Origin of the sequence: Kitasatospora sp. NPDC056783 (genome assembly GCF_042789895.1) — a bacterium.
In the GTDB taxonomy this organism is placed as follows: domain Bacteria; phylum Actinomycetota; class Actinomycetes; order Streptomycetales; family Streptomycetaceae; genus Kitasatospora.
Genome location: NZ_JBHUAF010000005.1, coordinates 24,916 through 41,997, shown reverse-complemented (window position 1 = coordinate 41,997; position 17,082 = coordinate 24,916). Strand labels below are relative to the sequence as shown.

Below are 17,082 nucleotides of genomic sequence, written 5' to 3'. Positions count from 1 at the left end.
GTGAGCGCGAGCCCGCCGCACCCCGCCCGCGACACCATCCCCCTCGGGGACATCGAACTGCACGACCACTACCTGCCCGCCCTGCCCGCCGGGAACTACCGGATCGAGGCCACCCACACCCTGCGCACCGGCACCGACGCGGGCGCGAGGACCGTCGGCGGGCCGTTCCGGGCCGTGCAGCGGTTCACCGTGCGCGCACCCCAGGTGGCGATCGACGCCACCACCGCCGTCGTCGCCGAGCAGCCGCCGGACACCTCCGCCGGGCGGTTCGCCGACGTGCTGCCCCACCTGGTGCTCGCGGACCCGCTGCTGCCCTGGGAGCGGCCGCTGCGCGGGGCCGGGCGCGCCACCCCGTGGCTGGCGCTGCTCGTCCTGACCGACGACCAGCTCCTCGGCGGCGACACCTCCCCGAACCGGACGGAGTCCACCACCGTCGGCGCCTTCCTCGCCGCCGACCCCGCCGTGCTCAAGCCCGCGCTGCGCCGGGAGTCCGACATCGGGCCGGACGACCCCTGCCAGGTCATCCGGATCCCCGCGTCCGTGTTCCCGGCGGTCGTGCCCCGACTGGCGGAGCTGCCGTACCTCGCGCACTGCCGCGGCGCCAACACCGGGGACCGGCCCCTCCTCGGCCTCCAGGAGGACGGGCTGTTCTCCGTCGTCGTCGCCAACCGCTTCCCCGCCGCCGGCCCGCCCGGCTCACCACCGGAGGCCCGCACCAAGAACATCGTCCACCTGGTGTCCCTGGAGGGCCACGAGCCGCTCCTCGGACCCGACCCGGACTTCCAGGGCCGCGCCTCCGTCGCCCTGCTGTCGCTGTGCGCCTGGTCGTTCTGGGCCGAGCCGGACGGCAAGGCGCACTTCCGCGACCTCGCCGAAGGGCTCACCCGAACCCGGACCCCGGACGGCTCACGGACGGCCACCCGCGAGGAGATGTGGCTGCGCCTGCCCTCCCCGTACCAGGACACCGACGCCACCGCGCCCGCCCGGCGGCAGATCGCCCGGCGGATCGGCGACGGCCACGTGCCGCTGCCGTACCTGACCCGCTCCGGCGAACGCACCTTCGGCTGGTACCGCGGGCCGCTCACCCCCGTACCGCCCCAGCCCGTCGACCGGGTCGCGACGGCCACCGGCGCGGACGCCCTCCTCGGCTACGACCCCGCCTGGGGCAGCTTCGACGTGTCGCTCGCCATCGCGTTCGAGACCGGGCGGGCGCTCGCCCTCGCCGACGCGGCGTACGTACAGCAGCTGACCGCGTTCAAACGCGCCACCCACGAACTGGCCGACACCCTCTACCACCGGCGGACCAGCACCCATCTCCCACCCGACGGAGACGAAGGGCCGCGCACCGCCCGGGCGGCCTTCGGCACGCTGCTGGACGGGCCGCTGCTCACCGCCCTCGGCACGCCCCCCGCCCACTCCGGCGACCCCTGGTCACCGCCCGCCCCCGCACCCGCGCCGAGCGACCCGAGCGCCGACCTGGACGCCTTCCTGCGCTCCGACGCCGCCCGCGCGGCCGTCACCGAGGCCCTGGAGGCCGACGACGGCCTCGCCGCCCGGCTCGCCCCGGTCGCCGACTGGCTGGGGCAGCTGCTGCTGCTCACCCCGGTGCCGTTCACCCACCTCGTACCGGACGCCCGGATGCTGCCGCCCGAGTCCCTGCGCTTCTTCCACACCGACCCCAACTGGCTGGACGCGCTCGTCGGCGGGGCGCTGGGGATCGGCGCCCAGTCGAGCCGGGACACCCTCCAGGACGCGCTGGTGGCCGCCGCCGTCCGGGCCGAGGCCGCACGGGCCGCGGCCCGCCACCGCGACCGGCAGCGCGACGCCGAACCCGCCGACCCGGACGCCACCCTCGGCCCGGTCTGCGGACTGCTGCTGCGCTCCGCGCTGGTCTCCGGCTGGCCCCACCTCGCCGTCCGCGCCGTCGACGCGGCCGGCGCCCCACTGCCGGCGCTGCGGATGGACCACCTCTCCCCGAACGTGCTGCTGTGCCTGTTCAACGGGGTACCCGCCACCGTCGAACTCGCCGAACCCCAAGAAGGGTTCCGCTTCGGCGTCGAGGACGACGGGCTGATCCCACTGCGCAGCCTGCTGCCGGACGCCGGACCACGGCTGCCGCTGGGCGAACAGCTCGGCCCGGACATCACCTTCGACGTCCTGCGCCACCTGCGCCCGAACGCCGACCCCGCCGTACGGGTCCTCGACCTCACCGCTCTGGTGCCCGCGCTGGCCACCGCCCTGGACACCGCCCACGGCACGAGCATCGGCGGACTCGGCCCCGCCGACCTCGCCCTGCAACTGGTCAAGGTGCCGGAGGCGATCCGCTTCGACGGCCCCGACGGGGACCGCTTCCCCGCGACCGGAGGAGACCGACGATGAGTACCCGCCCCGCCCTCGTCGTGCCCGTCGGACTCGACGCGCTCGTCGTCAACCCGGCCCTGCTGCGCCGCGACGGCTTCCGGACCTGGCGGCAGAACTACCAGGCCCTGGACGACTTCATCAGCCCCGAACCCGACGAGGGCGACCGGCAGAGCGACGACCCCCAGTTCCGGCAGACCGGCGTCCACCTGCACTGGACGCTCCCCCGGGGCCTGCGCCACGGCGTGCAGGACCCGGCGACCGGCGAGGTCCGCTACCCGCTGGTGCCCAACCGCTGGCTCGTCACCCGCTTCAGCGGCGCCGCCACCCGGCGGGTCAGGGCCTGGGTGATCGAGAGCGACTGCCCGCACACCGCCTACGCCCTGCGGCAGGGCCACCCCCTCGAACACTCCAGCCCCCACCTGGTCACCGACGCCACCCTGAACGCCTGGCGCTCCAGCCGGGACCCGTACCGCGGCGCCCGCACCGACCCCGCCCCCCAGGTCCTGCTCGGGCTCGCCTTCCCCCTCACCGACGGCACCCCCTGGACCGAACGGGCCGCGAGCGACCCGCTGTTCCTCACCGCCATGGGCGCGGGCGACCAGCACTTCACCACCTACGTCCCGCACAACACCAACGTCTTCTCCTTCCTCGACGACCTCGCCGACGTCACCGCCGCGGACACCCTCGGCTACCAGGTCGTCGGCTGGTACTCCGACCCGGCCGCCGACATCCTCGCCACCCTCCCGCCCGGCACCTCCTACCCCGACCTGCTCGGCCGGCTGGACTGGCGGGACCCAAGGCTCACCGGCGACCCGGCCCAGGACGCGGCCGTCCCGCCCGCCGTCCGCAGCCTCTACCAGGGCCTGGCCCTGACCGTGCCCTGGGACCCGGCCGGCAACGCCGCCATCCCCTCCCCCGACCCGCTGCAGACCGTCCGGAACAACCGGACCCTCAACGTCAGCCTCGGCGCCACCACCGAGGACGCCTTCACCGCGCTCGCCGGACACGCGCTCCAGGCCACCGGCGCCCGGCCCGCCGCCGCGGACCTGCAACTGCTCCGGGCGTTCCTGCACGACCTGCTCGCCGTCGCCGACGAGAAGGGCGGCGACGAACGCGTGCGGCGCGCCGTCCACGCCGCCTCGTTCGGGCCCTCCTCCGGCGGATACCGATGGACGGTGACACCGCCGCCGGCCGACCCGGCATCCGACCCCGCGCCCGACCCGGCATCCGACGACACCACCGCGGTGTCCTTCACACCGCCCGCCTGGCTCACCACCCTCAACGACGACCAGAACCGGCTCGACACACTGCTCGGCGAGGTACACGCCCTCCAGTGGCGGCTCAACTCCCTCTGGTTCAAGAACGGCGTCCTGGAGTTCATCCCCCCACCGCCGCCCTGGGACGCCCCCGACCAGGACGACATCCAGGCGGAACTGGACCCCACCCGGCCCGGCTCCCTCGCCCACACCCTGCGCGAGAAAAGCGCCCAGGCACGCGCGCTCGCCGCCCTGGTACCCCAGCCGGACCCGTCCACCCGGCACGCCACCGCCCAGGAGGCACTCCAGGCCGGAATCGCCGCCTTCGCCCGGGCCAAGGGCCTCACCGGCGGCGCCACCCTCAAGGCCGTGCCCCGGCCCGCGTACTGGCGCAGCGCCAACCCGGTGGTGAGCGTCTCGGGCATCCGCCCCCCGGCCGACGCCGTCGTCCCCGACGAACCGGTACCCGTGCGCCCGCTCGCCGACCACACCCCGACCCCACCGGTCAGCGCCCTCTCCGTCAGGGGCCGGGCCGTCACCGCCACCCCGGGACAAGGCGGACTGCCCACCCTGCCGGGGCTCGGCGCCCTGCCGGGCGAGATCGCCACGCTGCTCACCGAGTACTACCTGCTGGACCCGGGCAACGCCCCCGCCCTCGCCGCCGCCACCGGCCTGACGGCGGCCGACCTCACCACCGCGCTCACCGCCCACCGCCCCACCGACTACACCGGCACCCTGCCCGCACTCGGCCTGGCCCCCTGGAGCCAGCCCTGGGAACCGCTGTTCATGGAGTGGAACGTCTCCTACCGGCACATCCCCCACTCCGTCGACGGCCACGACTGCTGGGCCTTCGACGGCACCGACTACCGCTACACCCCGGGCGCCCGCCTCGACGGGGACCCGGTCACCGTCACCGGCATCTCCGCCCTCGGCCCGCACCCCCGCGCCCTGTTCGCCTCGCGGCTGAACGAGTTCGTCTCCCGGCACGGCTCCACCGCCCAGCGCGGACAGCTCGCCGACTGGCTCTCCGCCATCGGCGACTGGGGCATCCTCGCCCAGGAACTGACCGGCTTCAACGACCGCCTCGCCGCCCGCGACACCCGCGCCTTCCGCCGCCCCACCACCGGCGACGAGGACTTCCCGCAGGTCGCGGGCCTGGCCGGCTACCCCGACGCCGACACCGAGGACGCCCTGCCCGCCCGCTACCGGGGCCGGGTCACCAACGTCCCCTACCTCCCCGGCGGCGAGAGCACCGACTTCCACGAGACCCGCCAGGGCCAGATCCACGTCCTGGAACTCTTCCTCTACGACAAGTTCGGCCGCGTCCTCGACGTCGTCAGCCCCGACCTCCGGCAGGGCGGCCTGCACGAGTACCGCAGCTTCCCGCTGATCGTCGACACCGCGCTGACCACCGAATCCTCGCTCGCCCCGACCGTCGCCGCCGTCGCCCAACTGCCCCCGCGCCCCCTCCAGCCCGCCCGGCTCGACTTCGACCTGCTGGACGCCGCCACCGGCACCAGGGTCGTGGAGACCGCCGCCGACCCCAGCCCCGTCACCGGCTGGCTGCTGCCCGACCACCTCGACCGCAGCCTCCTGCTGTACGACCCGGCGGGCCGCTTCCTGGGCACCTACCGGCTGCTCACCGACGGCACCGGCACCCGCACCGGCCAGTGGGAGCCCCCGCCCGACGGCACCGTCACCACCCTCGCCCAGGTCGAGGCCCTCGCCCCCGACCTCGCCGGCCTGCTGCGCTCCCGGCGCCTGGCCACCGAGGCCAACCTCACCGCCTTCCTGGACGCCGTCGACTCCACCCTGTGGACCACCGACCCGCTCGGACGCCGCACCGACCAGACGCTCTCCGCCCTCGTCGGACGACCGCTGGCCCTCGTCCACGCCCGGCTCCGGCTGACCCTGGACGGGCCGCCCCTGACCGACCCCGGCTGGGCCGCCACCCTCGACCCGCCGGCCCCCGCTTTCACCTCCGACCCGTTCGCCGTCCGCCTCGGCGACCAGGCCGCCCGCGACGACGGCCTCATCGGCTTCTTCCGGACCGCTCCCGGCGGAGGCTACGACTACGAACGCTTCGACAGCGTCACCGCCCCCGACGGCGGCCAGGACCTCATCAGCCCGATCGGGCCGCTCGGCGCGCCCGGCACGCCCGGCGCCCTCCCGGACCCGACGCGCGGCGCCAACTACCTGAACCTGACCTTCGGCGATCCCGCGCCCACCCGGCTGCTCCTGCTCGTCGACCCGCGCGCGAGCGTCCACGCCGTCACCGGCATCACCCCCACCGTCGCCGTGACCGTCCAGCCACCGCACGTCGACGGGGCGCTGCGCCGCCTCCAGGCCCAGTTCCGGTTCGGGCCCGTCCTGGGCGGCGGCGAGGACGGGGCGATCCCGTTCCCCCGGCCCGGCACCCGGCACGGCACCTGGTCCTGGCTGCGCCCCGGGCCGCCGCCAGACGGCCACTGGACGTCGTACGACCTGACCCCGGCACAGGTGAACGCGCGGTTCCCGGACCGTCCCCCGACGCTCCAGGACGGCCTGCTCCGGCTCCTCACCGAGCCCGAGGCCGAGTCCGAGCACCAGCCCCGGCCCGAGTCCTGATCCGAGTCCTGCCCCGGCCCGAGTCCTGAACCAGCCCGAATCCTGAACCGGCTCCGGGCAGTCACCCGTCACCCGCACCCACCCCCAGGAGGCCCCGCCGTGTCCGACCAGCCCCCGCTGCTCACCTACCGCCCCTCCACCAGCCCGGCCCCGCTCCAGGCGAGCACCCCCGGGACCGAGACCCAGGGCCGGGTCAACCTGGCCGTCAGCGCCGGCAAGAACACCGTGTACTGCGACAAGATCCTGCTGAGCATCCCGAAGGACGCGGAGAGCGGCGGCGCCTACTTCGCTTCCAAACCGCACATCTCCACCGGCTCCGACCGATGGAACGTGGCGTCCCTGGTGGCCGTGTCCGCGGACGAGATCGGCGGGAAGGGCAAGGCCGAGTACTGGCGGGCCACCCTCACGTCCCCGGGCGAGGAGTACGACCAGGTCGAGGGCACCCTGGACTTCGGCATCACCGGCAGCCTCAGCACCAGCGCGGGCACGATGAACTGCTACGTCACCGAGTACTCCGCCGCCACGCCCGGCCGCAGGAACTACAGCCACGAGACGTTCGTCCTGCCCCTGCCCGTCACCGGCCCCGTCTTCTACCTCCACACCTTCCTCGCCCGCGGCAGCGCCAGTGCCACCGCCCCGAAGACGGTGTTCACCCGGGGCGAGTCCGTCCACCTCTCCTGGGAGAGCAACGGCGCGTGGTTCCGGGTGTACGACGGCGAGGGCAACATCGTCCACGAGGGCGCCGAGACCTTCTGCTCGCCCAGCGCCGACCACCTCACCATGGACACCACCTTCACGGTGGAGGCCTCGATGTCGTCGACCCCCGAGGGCGACTCCTTCAAGCCGGTCTACCAGTACGCCACGCTCGCCCTCAGTGTGAAGAACCCGGTGCTGGCCGCGCTGACCGTCCAAGGGGAGATATCCGGCCAGTCCGGGCTGGACGTGGCCGGGACCGCGACGGTGAACTACCTGACGGTGAACGGCTCGGCCAGTGTCGGGAGCAGCCTGTCGGTCAGCGGCAGCGCCTCCGTGCGGAGCAACATCACCACGGACAGCTACCTGAGCGTCGGGAGCACCGTGTACGCCAACAGCGACCTGCGGGTCAGCGGCACCCTGAACGCCGACGGTGACCTGAACGCCAACAGCAGCCTGAACGCCAACGGCCAGGTCAACGCGGTCAGTGACAACTACGTCCGGATCCGCGAACTGCGCGGCCCGTACGGCGGAGCGCTCATCATCAACAGCAACACCGAGCTGATCTCGGGCGTGCAGCTGGACGTGTCGGGGGACATCAAGATCAAGGGCTACGGAGTGCTCTCCGACCAGGACGTCGTCGGGCTCAACAACGAGTACTACGGCGGGTACCTCTACGCCAGCGACTACAAGCACGACGGCGACCGCCGGATCCCGTTCGTGTGGACGCCGGGCGGCCCGGTGGCGCAGTCGAACTGGCGCATCCACCGCGGCGGCTGACGGCGGCCGAGGGCGGCACTCACCGGGGCGGGGGCGGCGAGGACGGCAGGGACGGCGTCCGGGAGAGCCACTCCCGGATCGCCGCCGCCGTCGTGGCCGCGTGCTCGTCGAGGATCGAGTGGTGGTCGCCCGGTACCTCACCGGCCCGCAGGCGCAGGGTGGGGACGGCCGTCTCCTCCTCCCGGTCCAGGAAGAGGCGGACGTAGGCGCCCATCGCCGCGAGACCGGGCTCGTCGAGGCGCAGCGCGCCGCGGACCGCCAGTTCGGTGAGCCGCTCCTCGTCCCGGACGGGGTGGGTGTCCACCAGCACCACCGCCTCGGCGCCGACGTGTTCCGCGACGGCCTGGGCGACCAGGCCGCCGCTGGAGCGGCCCAGCAGCACCACCGGCCGGCCGAGCTGCCGGATCGCGGCGGCGTGGGCCCGGACCAGGGCCACCACGTCCTCCGGGACGGGCCCGCCGTCGTAGCCCGGGTGCGGGAGCACCCACAGGTCCGGCAGGTGCCGGGCGAGCGGGCCGTACTCACCAGGGGGTGAGGCGAAGGCGGGGAAGCAGACGATGGCCGGGCCTTCCCCGCCGGGCTCCTCACCGCTTCGCCCCTCGCCGCCGAGTCTCTGCGGAGTGGTCGGCGGAAACGTGGCCGCCGACGGCAGCGCCCAGGACGCGGAGACGAGCAGGTGCATGGCCTCCCGGTGCCGGCCCAGCTCGCACAGCCGGTGGTGGAGGAACGTGAGCGTCCCCGGGGCGGGCGCCGGACGCAGCTGCTCGGCGAGGGCCCTGGGGGTGGCGGCGTCGAACACCACCGTGGCGGGCAGCCGCAGGCCCATCCGCGCCTCCAGCCGGTTGCGCAGCTCGATCGATGTCAGCGAGTCGAAACCGAGGTCGAGGATCGGGGTGTCCGGGTGCACGTCCGGGTAGCTCAGCACGGCGGCGACCTCGGCACACACCAGCTCCAGCGTGGCGGCCGGTGTGGCTGGTTCGGGCGCCGTCGGTACCAGCGCTGTCGGTTCCGGCGTGCCCTGCGGTTCCGATGTCCGCCGTGGTTCCGATGTCCGCCGCGGTTCCGGCCAATTGGGTTCCGGCCGGGGCGGGCGGTCGAACGCGATCGGCACCAGGACCGGCTCGTCGGTGCCCAGCGCCGCCTCCAGCAGGGCCACGCCCTCGGCGGGTGTGAGGGGCGCCAGGCCGTTGGTGACCGTCCGGCCGGCCATCATCCCGACCGTCCAGGGGCCCCAGGCCAGGGAGAGCGCTGGGAGCCCCGATCTCCGCCGATGGCGGGCGAGTTCGTCCAGGTAGCTGTTGGCCGCCGCGTAGTTGGCCTGTCCGGCGTGGCCGAGCACCCCGGCCGCCGAGGAGAACAGCACGAAGGCGTCCAGCTCCCGGTGCGCCGTCAACTCGTGGAGCTGCCAGGCCGCTTCGGCCTTGGGACGCCACACCGTCTCCAGCCGCGCCGGGGTCATCGCCGTGAGCACTCCGTCGTCGAGCACCCCGGCGGTGTGCACGACGGCCCGCAGGTCCTCGATCGAGTCGACCAGCGCGGCCAGCGCCTCCCGGTCGGTGACGTCCAGCCGTGTCTCAGCGCTGCGGCCGGCGACCACGACGCGCGCGCCCCTGGCCCGCAGGTGGTCGGCGACGGCCCGGCCCAGCGCGCCGCCGCCGGTGATCAGGACCGTCCCGCGCCGGCCGAAGGCGCCGCCCGGCCCGCCCGGCCCGCCCGGCCCTCGCGGGACCGGCACCGGGACCGGGACCAGGTCCGCGTGCTCGGACACGATCTCCGTCCGCCCGTCGCCGAGTTCGGCGAGGGTGAACCGGCCGGGGTGCTCCCGCTGCGCGACCCGGACCAGCCCGGAGACCGCCGCTCCGGCGAGGTCCCCCGGCCGTACCAGGACGGTGAGGTGCTCGTGGCCGGCCTGCAACTCCCACAGCGCGAGCGCGAGCGCGGCGGGCGCGTCGCCCGGCAGCACCTCGTGGACGTGGCCGCGCGGCCGGCCCGGAGTCCGGCGCCACTCCGGGCGGAACAGCGCGCCCCGGCCACCGCCCATGGGCCGCACCGTCAGTGATTCGACGCACGCCACCGGACGGCCCGCCTGGTCGGTGACGGCGACCCGCCCCGCGCCGATGCGCACCCTCAGCCCGGTGGCGCCCCGTGCCAGCACGCGCACTCCGCACAGGGCGAACGGCACTCCGCCGCCGAGCAGCCGCGCCGGGTGCAGTGCCGCGTCGAACAGGGCGGGGTGGAGCGCGAACCGCCCCGCGTCCGGGAAGTCCCCGCGCACCTCGCCGAAGAGCTCCTCGCCGCGGCGCCACATCCGGGTGAGCCCGCGGAACGCCGGCCCGTAGTCGGCGTGTCCGACCTCGACCTCCTCGGCGTCCGGCGGGGGCCACGCGCCGGTGTCCACCCTCGGCGCGGGGCGGGAGCCCAGCCGGCCGCCGGCGCACAGGACTCCGCCGGCGTGCACCTCGAACGGCCGCACGCCGTCGACGTCCCTGCGGACCACGATCTCGGCACGCCGGGTCCGCGGCAGGTGCATCGGCGCGTACAGCACCAGTTCGTCGACGGTGTCGCGGCCGGCCCGCTCCCCCGCGTACAGGACCAGTTCCAGGATCGCGGTGGCGGGCACGATCGCCGTTCCGTCGACGACGTGGTCGAGCAGCCACGCGGGGGTGAGGTCGGCGGTGCACACCACCTCCCCGGAGCCGGGCACGACGACGGTCGACTCGATCAGCGGGTGCTCGGCGGCGCGGTCGAGCCAGTAGCGCCGTCGCTGGAAGGCGCGGGTGCCGCGCGGCCGGGGCGCCGCCGCAGCCGACCGCTCGTGCTCGTCGGCCTCCCCGTGCCCCTCGTACTCCCCGTACTCCTCGTACTCCTCGACGATCACGTGCGCGTTGGTCCCGGAGATCCCGAAGGCCGACACCCCGGCCCGACGTGGGCGGTGGCGCGAGGAGGGGGGTGTGGGCCAGGGTGTCGGCTCGGTGACCAGGCGGACCGCGCCGGCGGACCAGTCGACGTGCGGGGTGGGCTCGTCGACGTGCAGCGTGGCGGGCACGGTGCGGTGCCGCATCGCCATCACGGCCTTGATCACGCCCGCGACCCCGGCGGCCGCCTGGGTGTGCCCGAGGTTGGACTTGACGGTGCCGACCAGGACCGGGTCCGACCGGTCCTGACCGTACGTGGCGAGCAGGGCCGCCGCCTCGATCGGGTCTCCCAGGGCGGTGCCCGTCCCGTGGGCCTCGACCACGTCCACGTCGGCGCCGGTCAGCCCGGCGTCGGCCAGCGCCCGCTGGATCACGGCCGCCTGGGCGGGGCCGCTGGGCGCCGTCAGACCGTTGGACGCCCCGTCCTGGTTGACGGCGGAACCGCGCAGCAGGGCCAGGATCGGGTGGCCGTTGCGCAGCGCGTCGGACACCCGCTCCAGGACCAGCAGCCCCACCCCTTCCGACCAGACGGTGCCGTCGGCGGCCGCGGAGAACGGCTTCACCCGTCCGTCCGGGGCCAGGCCGCGCTGCCGGCTGAACACCACGAAGCTGTCCGGTGTCGCCATGACGGTCGCGCCCCCGGCCAGGGCCAGGTCGCACTGGCCGGCCCGCAGGGCGTCCGCCGCGAGGTGCATGGCGACCAGTGAGGAGGAGCAGGCCGTGTCCAGGGTGAGCGCCGGCCCGTGCAGCCCCAGACTGTGGGCGATCCGCCCCGAAGCCACACTGCCCGCCGATCCCAGGGCGATCTGGGCCTGGAGCGGGTGCGCGGTGCCCCGGAAGCGGCCGCCGTAGTCGTCGTACATCAGCCCGACGAACACCCCGGTGTTGCTGCCCCGCAGTGACTCGGGCGCGATGCCCGCCCGCTCGGCCGCCTCCCAGGCCGTCTCCAGCAGCAGCCGCTGCTGGGGGTCGGTGGCCAGGGCCTCGCGCGGCGACATCCGGAAGAACGCCGCGTCGAAGTCGGCCGCGCCGGTGAGGAAACCGCCGCGCGTCACGTAGCTGGTGCCGGCGTGGTCCGGGTCGGGGTGGTACAGCTCGTCCAGGGGCCAGCCCCGGTCGGTGGGGAATCCGGTGATCGTGTCCTGGCCGGCGGCGACCACCCGCCACAGGTCCTCGGGGCCGTCGATCCCCCCGGGGTAGCGGCAGGCCATGCCGACGATCGCGACCGGCTCGGTGGCCTTGCGGGCGGGCGCCGGCGCGTCGGCGGCCCCGCCCGCGAGGTGGTCGGCCAGCGCCTGGGGCGTGGGGTGGTCGTACACCAGGGACGGCGGCAGCGTGACGCCCAGGTCCGCGCCGAGGCGCTCCCCCAGCCGGACGGCGCCGAGCGAGTCCAGACCGGCTTCGGCGAAGGGCTGGTCCGCCTCGGGCCGCCGGCCGGTGATCCCCTCCGCGGCCCTCCGGACCAGGTCGAGCAGGTACTGGAAGCGCAGCCGCCGCCGGAGCGGCTTGCCCGAGGAGGTCTGCGGAATCCGGCTGACGGGGCGGACGGACTCCGGCATCCGGTGCGCCGGCAGCCGGCGGCGGCAGTGGGCCAGCAGCGCCGCCGGATCCGCGTCCCCGACGACGTAGGCGACCGGCACCTCGCCGAGCAGCGCGTCGCTCTCGCCCGCCACCGCCGCCTCCCGGACGCCCGGGCGGCCGGCCAGCACCTGTTCGATCTCGGCCGGGTGGATGTTCTCCCCGCCCCGGATGATCACCTCGCCGGCCCTCCCGATCACCACCAGCCGGCCGTCCTCCTCGTGACCGAGGTCCCCGGTGGCGTGCCAGCGGTCGGAGCCGGGCATCCTCAGCCGGATCTCGCCGCGCACGAACCGGGTGTCGATCCCGGGCAGCACGACCCCGTCGACGGCGATCTTGCCGGACGCCTCCGTGCTCCCGTAGCCGTCGTGCAGGTCATGGCCGACCGCGCGGCGGAACCGCGCCCGCAGCTCCCGCGGCAGCGGGGCCCCGGCGGACAGGCAGAGCGGTGGCAGCGGCGCCCCGGCGTCCAGGAGCTGGGTGAAGACCGTCGGCACGCCGCCCAGCGCGGTGAAGGGCGTGCGGCGCAGCAGAGCGGCCGCCCGGTCGGCGGTGAAGCCCTCCATCACGTGGGCGCTCGCCCCCAGCGCCAGGACGCCCACCACGCACAGCGAGTGCCCGAACGCGTGGAACAGCGGCAGCGGCCACAGCAGGTGGTCCTCACCGGACACGCCCAGCAGCCCCCGGTAGGCGCGATCGGCCGACCGCAGCCACGCCTCCTGGGTGGAGAGCACGCCCTTCGGGTCCCCGCTGGTCCCCGAGGTGTAGTGGATCCAGGCGGGCTCGTCGGGTCCCAGGTCGTCCCGTGGCCGCGCGGGGGACGGCGCGAGCAGCTCGTCCACGGTCACCACACGGACCCCGGCCACCCGCCGGAGCCGGGCCAGGTGCTCGCGGTCGGTGACCACCAGCCCGGCGCCGCTGTCCTCCAGCCGGAAGCGGAGGTCCTCGTCGGTGCCGCGCGGATCGAGCAGGACACCGACGGCGGCCGCGCGGCAGACCCCGAGGGTGGCCACGACGGCCGGCACCCCGTTGGACAGGCACAGCGCCACCCGGCCGCCGCGCTCGACCCGGAGATCGCCGGCCAGCAGTGCCGTGCGGCGGGCGAGTTCGCCGTAGCTCACCGCGCCGCCGGCATCGGAGAAGGCGATCTTGCCTTCGATGTCGGCAGCATGACGGAGGATCAGCTCGTGCACGTCGCACCTCCCGCGGGTCGGTGTACGAAGTCTTAACACACGCCTCTGACACTCCCGGCCCGTACGGGTGCGCGAGCGCAATCGCCAGCGCGGGTGCGGGTGCGAGCGCCGGCCCCGGCGGCGGGGGCCTCGACGGCCGCCTCCCTCGCCCTCCCGCACCCGCCGCCCGTGCCGTGCGCGCCCTGATGCCCGGGCCCTCGTTCGCCTTCCGGCCCTGATCGACGGCCGACGGGGGCCGCCGGTGCCGACGGCGCGTCAGCCGGTCGCGTACGCCAGGGCCCTTCCTCTCCGCCCCCTCGTCACGCCCCGCCGGCCGGCCCGAGGGGCCGCAGCAGCTGGTCGAGGCCGAACTCGAAGCGCTCGTCGAACGCCGTGTCCTCCAGGTGCGGCACCACCCGGTCGAGGGCGGGGTAGCTCCCGGCGGCGAGCGCGGGGCCGAGGGTGTGCTCCTCGCCGGAGGCGGTGAGGGCCTGTTCCTCCTGTGTCAGGCCGAGCGCCAGGTACTGGATGCTCCAGAACGTCCAGGCGGCCCGGCGTTCGTCGAGTCCGGCGTCGAGCAGGGCCGCCACGACGTGCTCGGCGAAGGCGAGGGTGGCGGGTTCGGCGGCGTAGGTGCCGGCGACGACGGCCGCGCCGTCGCGGTGGGCGAGCATGCCGCGGCGGTAGCGGCGGGCCAGTTCGCGCACGCGCTCGTCCGGGGCGGCGGGCAGGCCGGTGAGCGTGACCTCGGCGACGATCGCCTCGGCCATCAGCTCCAGCAGCCGGGCCTTGGTCTTGGCGTGCCACAGCACGGTGTTCATCCGCACGCCGAGGCGTTCGGCCGTGCCGCGCAGGGAGACGGCGTCGGCGCCCTTCTCGTCGAGCAGTTCGAGCGCCGCGCGCACCACGGCGGCCGGGTCGAGCCGGGGCCGCAGGGCGGCCGGAGGTTGCTTCTTGGTCACTGACCTAGTCTACTGGAGGCATCACTATTGGTCAGTGACCAAGAAGGGGAGCTTCGTCATGCCCACAGGAACGCGCACCACCACGGCCCCACCCGACACGGAGCACGGCGTCCTCATCTCCGGAGGCGGACCGGTCGGACTCTGGCTCGCCCGCGAACTGCGCCTCCACGGCGTCGACGTGACCGTGCTGGAGACCCGCGCCGCACCCGACCCGCACTCCCGCGCCCTCACCGTCCACCCACGCACCCTCGAACTCCTCGCCGCCCGGGGACTGGTGGCCCCCTTCCTCGCCGAAGGACTACGGGTGCCCAGCGGACACTTCGCCGCGCTCACCACCCGGATGGACTTCTCCCGGCTCGACACGCCCTACCCGTTCACCCTCGTCCTGCCGCAGGTCCGCACCGAGGAACTCATCGCCGCCCACGCCGAGGACGTCGGCGTCCGCCTGCTGCGCGAACACCGGGTGACCGGCCTGACCCAGCACCCCGACGCCGTGACCGTCGAGGTCGACACCCCCGCCGGGCCCCGGCGACTGCGCGCCGCCTACCTGGTCGGCTGCGACGGCAGCCGCAGCACCGTACGCACCGCCGCGGGCATCGGCTTCCCCGGCACGGCCGCCACCCGGTGGGCCTGGATGGCCGACGTCACGCTCGACGCACCGCCCGTCGCGCACTCCACCTCCAACGAGCACGGCGTCGTCATGGTCTTCCCGCTGCCCGACGGCCTCCACCGGGTCGTCGGCAACGACCCGGACAGCGTCCAGGAGCCGCCCGCGACCCCCACCATCGAGGAACTCCGCACCCGGGTACGGCGGATCACCGGCACCGACCTCGGCATGCGCGACCCGCGCTGGATCTCCGTCTTCGGCAACGCCTCCCGCCAGGCCGAGCACTACCGCCACGCCCGGGTCCTGCTCGCCGGCGACGCCGCCCACACCCACTTCCCGGCCGGCGGACCCGGCCTCAACGTCGGTCTCCAGGACGCCGGCAACCTCGGCTGGAAGCTCGCCCAGACCCTCGCCGGCACCGCCCCCGACGGCCTGCTCGACAGCTACCACACCGAACGCCACCCGGTCGGCGCCGAACTGCTGCGCAGCACCAGCGCGCAGACCGGCCTGATGACCAGCTACACCCCGGAGGCCCTGGCCCTGCGCGACCTGCTGGGCGAACTCATCGGCGGCGTGCCGGAGTTCTCCGACGCCCTGGCCCAGCGCTCCGCCGGCCTCGCGACCGCCTACCCGGCCACCGCGACGTCCGACGAACCACGCAGCACCCACCCGCTCACCGGGACCCACGCCCCCGACCTCCCCGTCCACGGCGGCGGCACCCTGCTCCCCCTGCTGCGCCGCGGCCGCTACGTCCTGCTCGACCTGACCACCGCCCCCGACACCCCGTCACCGCTCGCCCCACTGGCCCACGACGTGACGCCCGGCCTCGACGTCCACACCGCGCCTCCGGCCGACACCCGCCCCACCTGGTCCGGCGTCACCGCCGCCCTCGTGCGCCCCGACGGCCACCTCGCCTGGCTCTCCACCGCCGCCGACCCCCGCGACGCCGCCCGCACCGCGGTCACGGCGACACTCGCCCGCCGGTAGGTGCCCGGAGGGCGTCGCCGGTCCGGGAAGCCCCGCGCCGGCCCCCGCGCCGACCCGCGCGTGGCCCCCGCACCGGCGCCGGACCGTCCGTGACCGAAGCGCGAGGTGTCTCGTTGTGGGGGCATGGAACTGGACGACCGGTGACCGAGCGTCCCCCTCGCGCCAGGGGCGCGGCTCGCCGAATCCACCGGCCGACGGCGCGCGCCAGGACCGCCCGCGCTACCGACGGCACCGAGGCCGCCGCCGAACCCACCGCGAAGCCGCAGGACGACCGGACCAGGGCGTTCCTGGAGAAGGCCGCCTACGTCGTGGCCCCGGGATCGGTCATCGTGGGCCTGCTGTACTACATCGGCAGGACCTACACGGCGTCGTACTACCTCCACCTCGGCGTCCCGACGAGCGACCTGGAACTGTCGCGTGAGAGCTACCTGGCCGTCAGCCCCACCGCCCTGTTCCTCCCCCTGTGGATCCTGCTGTGGTGCCTGCTCCTCGTCCTGGCGTTCTTCGCCCTGGTCGAACACTGGCTGGCGCGCCCACGGGAGAAGCCGCTGCGGCAGCGGACCGCCGCCGTGTTCGGACTCGCCGGCGGCCTGCTGCTCCTGCTGGGATTCTTCGTCTTCACCCAGCCGCCCTGGTGGACCCACGGCGTCCTGTCACTGCTGGAGGCCGGCTGGCCGCGCACGGTCGTTCCCCCGCTGGTGGTGGCGCTCGGCGCCACGCTGGCCCTGTTCGCGCTGCGCCTCCACCGGGTCGGCCTCCGGGAGCGGGGCGGTCCGCCGGCCGGAGGGCGGATCCCGGCGCTCGCCGGCGCGGCGCTCATCGGGCTGCTGACGATGAGCCTGTTCTTCTCCCTGGCCCGCTACGCGGACGAAGCCGGGGACGACCAGGCCGCTCGCGACTCGGAGGCCGGATTCGCGGGACGGGTCAGCGTCCTGATCTACTCCCGTTCCCTCATCACCCACGATGCCAGCGGCATCTACTTCACGGACCTCGGCGATTCGGGCGGGCCGTACCGCTACCAGTACCGGGGGTTCATCCTGCTCGCCAAGTCCACCGCCCGCTACTACCTCGTCTCCTACGACCGCCGCCAGCCCAAGGACGTGACCGTGGTCCTCCGGGACGACAACGACATCCGCATCGAGACGCTCGGCTGAGGTCGTCGGT

General features: G+C 75.0%; 7 protein-coding genes. 5 read left to right on the top strand and 2 right to left on the bottom strand.

The window, feature by feature from the left end:
• From ACFRMQ_RS02065 to ACFRMQ_RS02055, 3 genes are all read left to right on the top strand, one after another.
• Nucleotides 1-2,379, top strand: coding sequence for a hypothetical protein (locus ACFRMQ_RS02065; protein WP_380725886.1), 2,379 nt, complete (start codon nucleotides 1-3; stop codon nucleotides 2,377-2,379).
• Nucleotides 2,376-6,224 (top strand): hypothetical protein, encoded by a 3,849-nt coding sequence (locus tag ACFRMQ_RS02060; RefSeq protein WP_380725884.1) that lies wholly within the window; start codon nucleotides 2,376-2,378, stop codon nucleotides 6,222-6,224. The genes ACFRMQ_RS02065 and ACFRMQ_RS02060 overlap by 4 nt, the downstream gene beginning before the upstream one ends.
• Nucleotides 6,225-6,323: 99 nt before the next feature.
• Nucleotides 6,324-7,697 carry a hypothetical protein gene (locus ACFRMQ_RS02055; RefSeq protein WP_380725882.1) on the top strand — a complete coding sequence of 458 codons (1,374 nt, stop codon included), beginning with the start codon at nucleotides 6,324-6,326 and terminating at the stop codon, nucleotides 7,695-7,697.
• Between the two features lie 19 nt (nucleotides 7,698-7,716).
• On the opposite strand, the gene ACFRMQ_RS02050 is transcribed toward ACFRMQ_RS02055, so the two are convergent.
• A complete protein-coding gene (locus tag ACFRMQ_RS02050; RefSeq protein WP_380725880.1) occupies nucleotides 7,717-13,383 on the bottom strand; it encodes a beta-ketoacyl synthase N-terminal-like domain-containing protein in 5,667 nt (1,888 codons plus the stop codon).
• Nucleotides 13,384-13,682: 299 nt separating this feature from the next.
• Nucleotides 13,683-14,324, bottom strand: coding sequence for a TetR/AcrR family transcriptional regulator C-terminal domain-containing protein (locus ACFRMQ_RS02045; protein WP_380725878.1), 642 nt, complete (start codon nucleotides 14,322-14,324; stop codon nucleotides 13,683-13,685).
• 58 nt (nucleotides 14,325-14,382) lie between these two features.
• Here ACFRMQ_RS02045 and ACFRMQ_RS02040 point away from each other — a divergent pair, with 58 nt between their 5' ends.
• Both ACFRMQ_RS02040 and ACFRMQ_RS02035 read left to right on the top strand, forming a co-directional pair.
• Nucleotides 14,383-15,918 (top strand): FAD-dependent monooxygenase, encoded by a 1,536-nt coding sequence (locus ACFRMQ_RS02040; RefSeq protein ID WP_380725876.1) that lies wholly within the window; start codon nucleotides 14,383-14,385, stop codon nucleotides 15,916-15,918.
• Between the two features lie 140 nt (nucleotides 15,919-16,058).
• On the top strand, nucleotides 16,059-17,072 hold the full coding sequence (locus ACFRMQ_RS02035; protein WP_380725874.1) for a hypothetical protein: 1,014 nt from the start codon (nucleotides 16,059-16,061) through the stop codon (nucleotides 17,070-17,072).
• Nucleotides 17,073-17,082 lie beyond the last annotated feature (10 nt).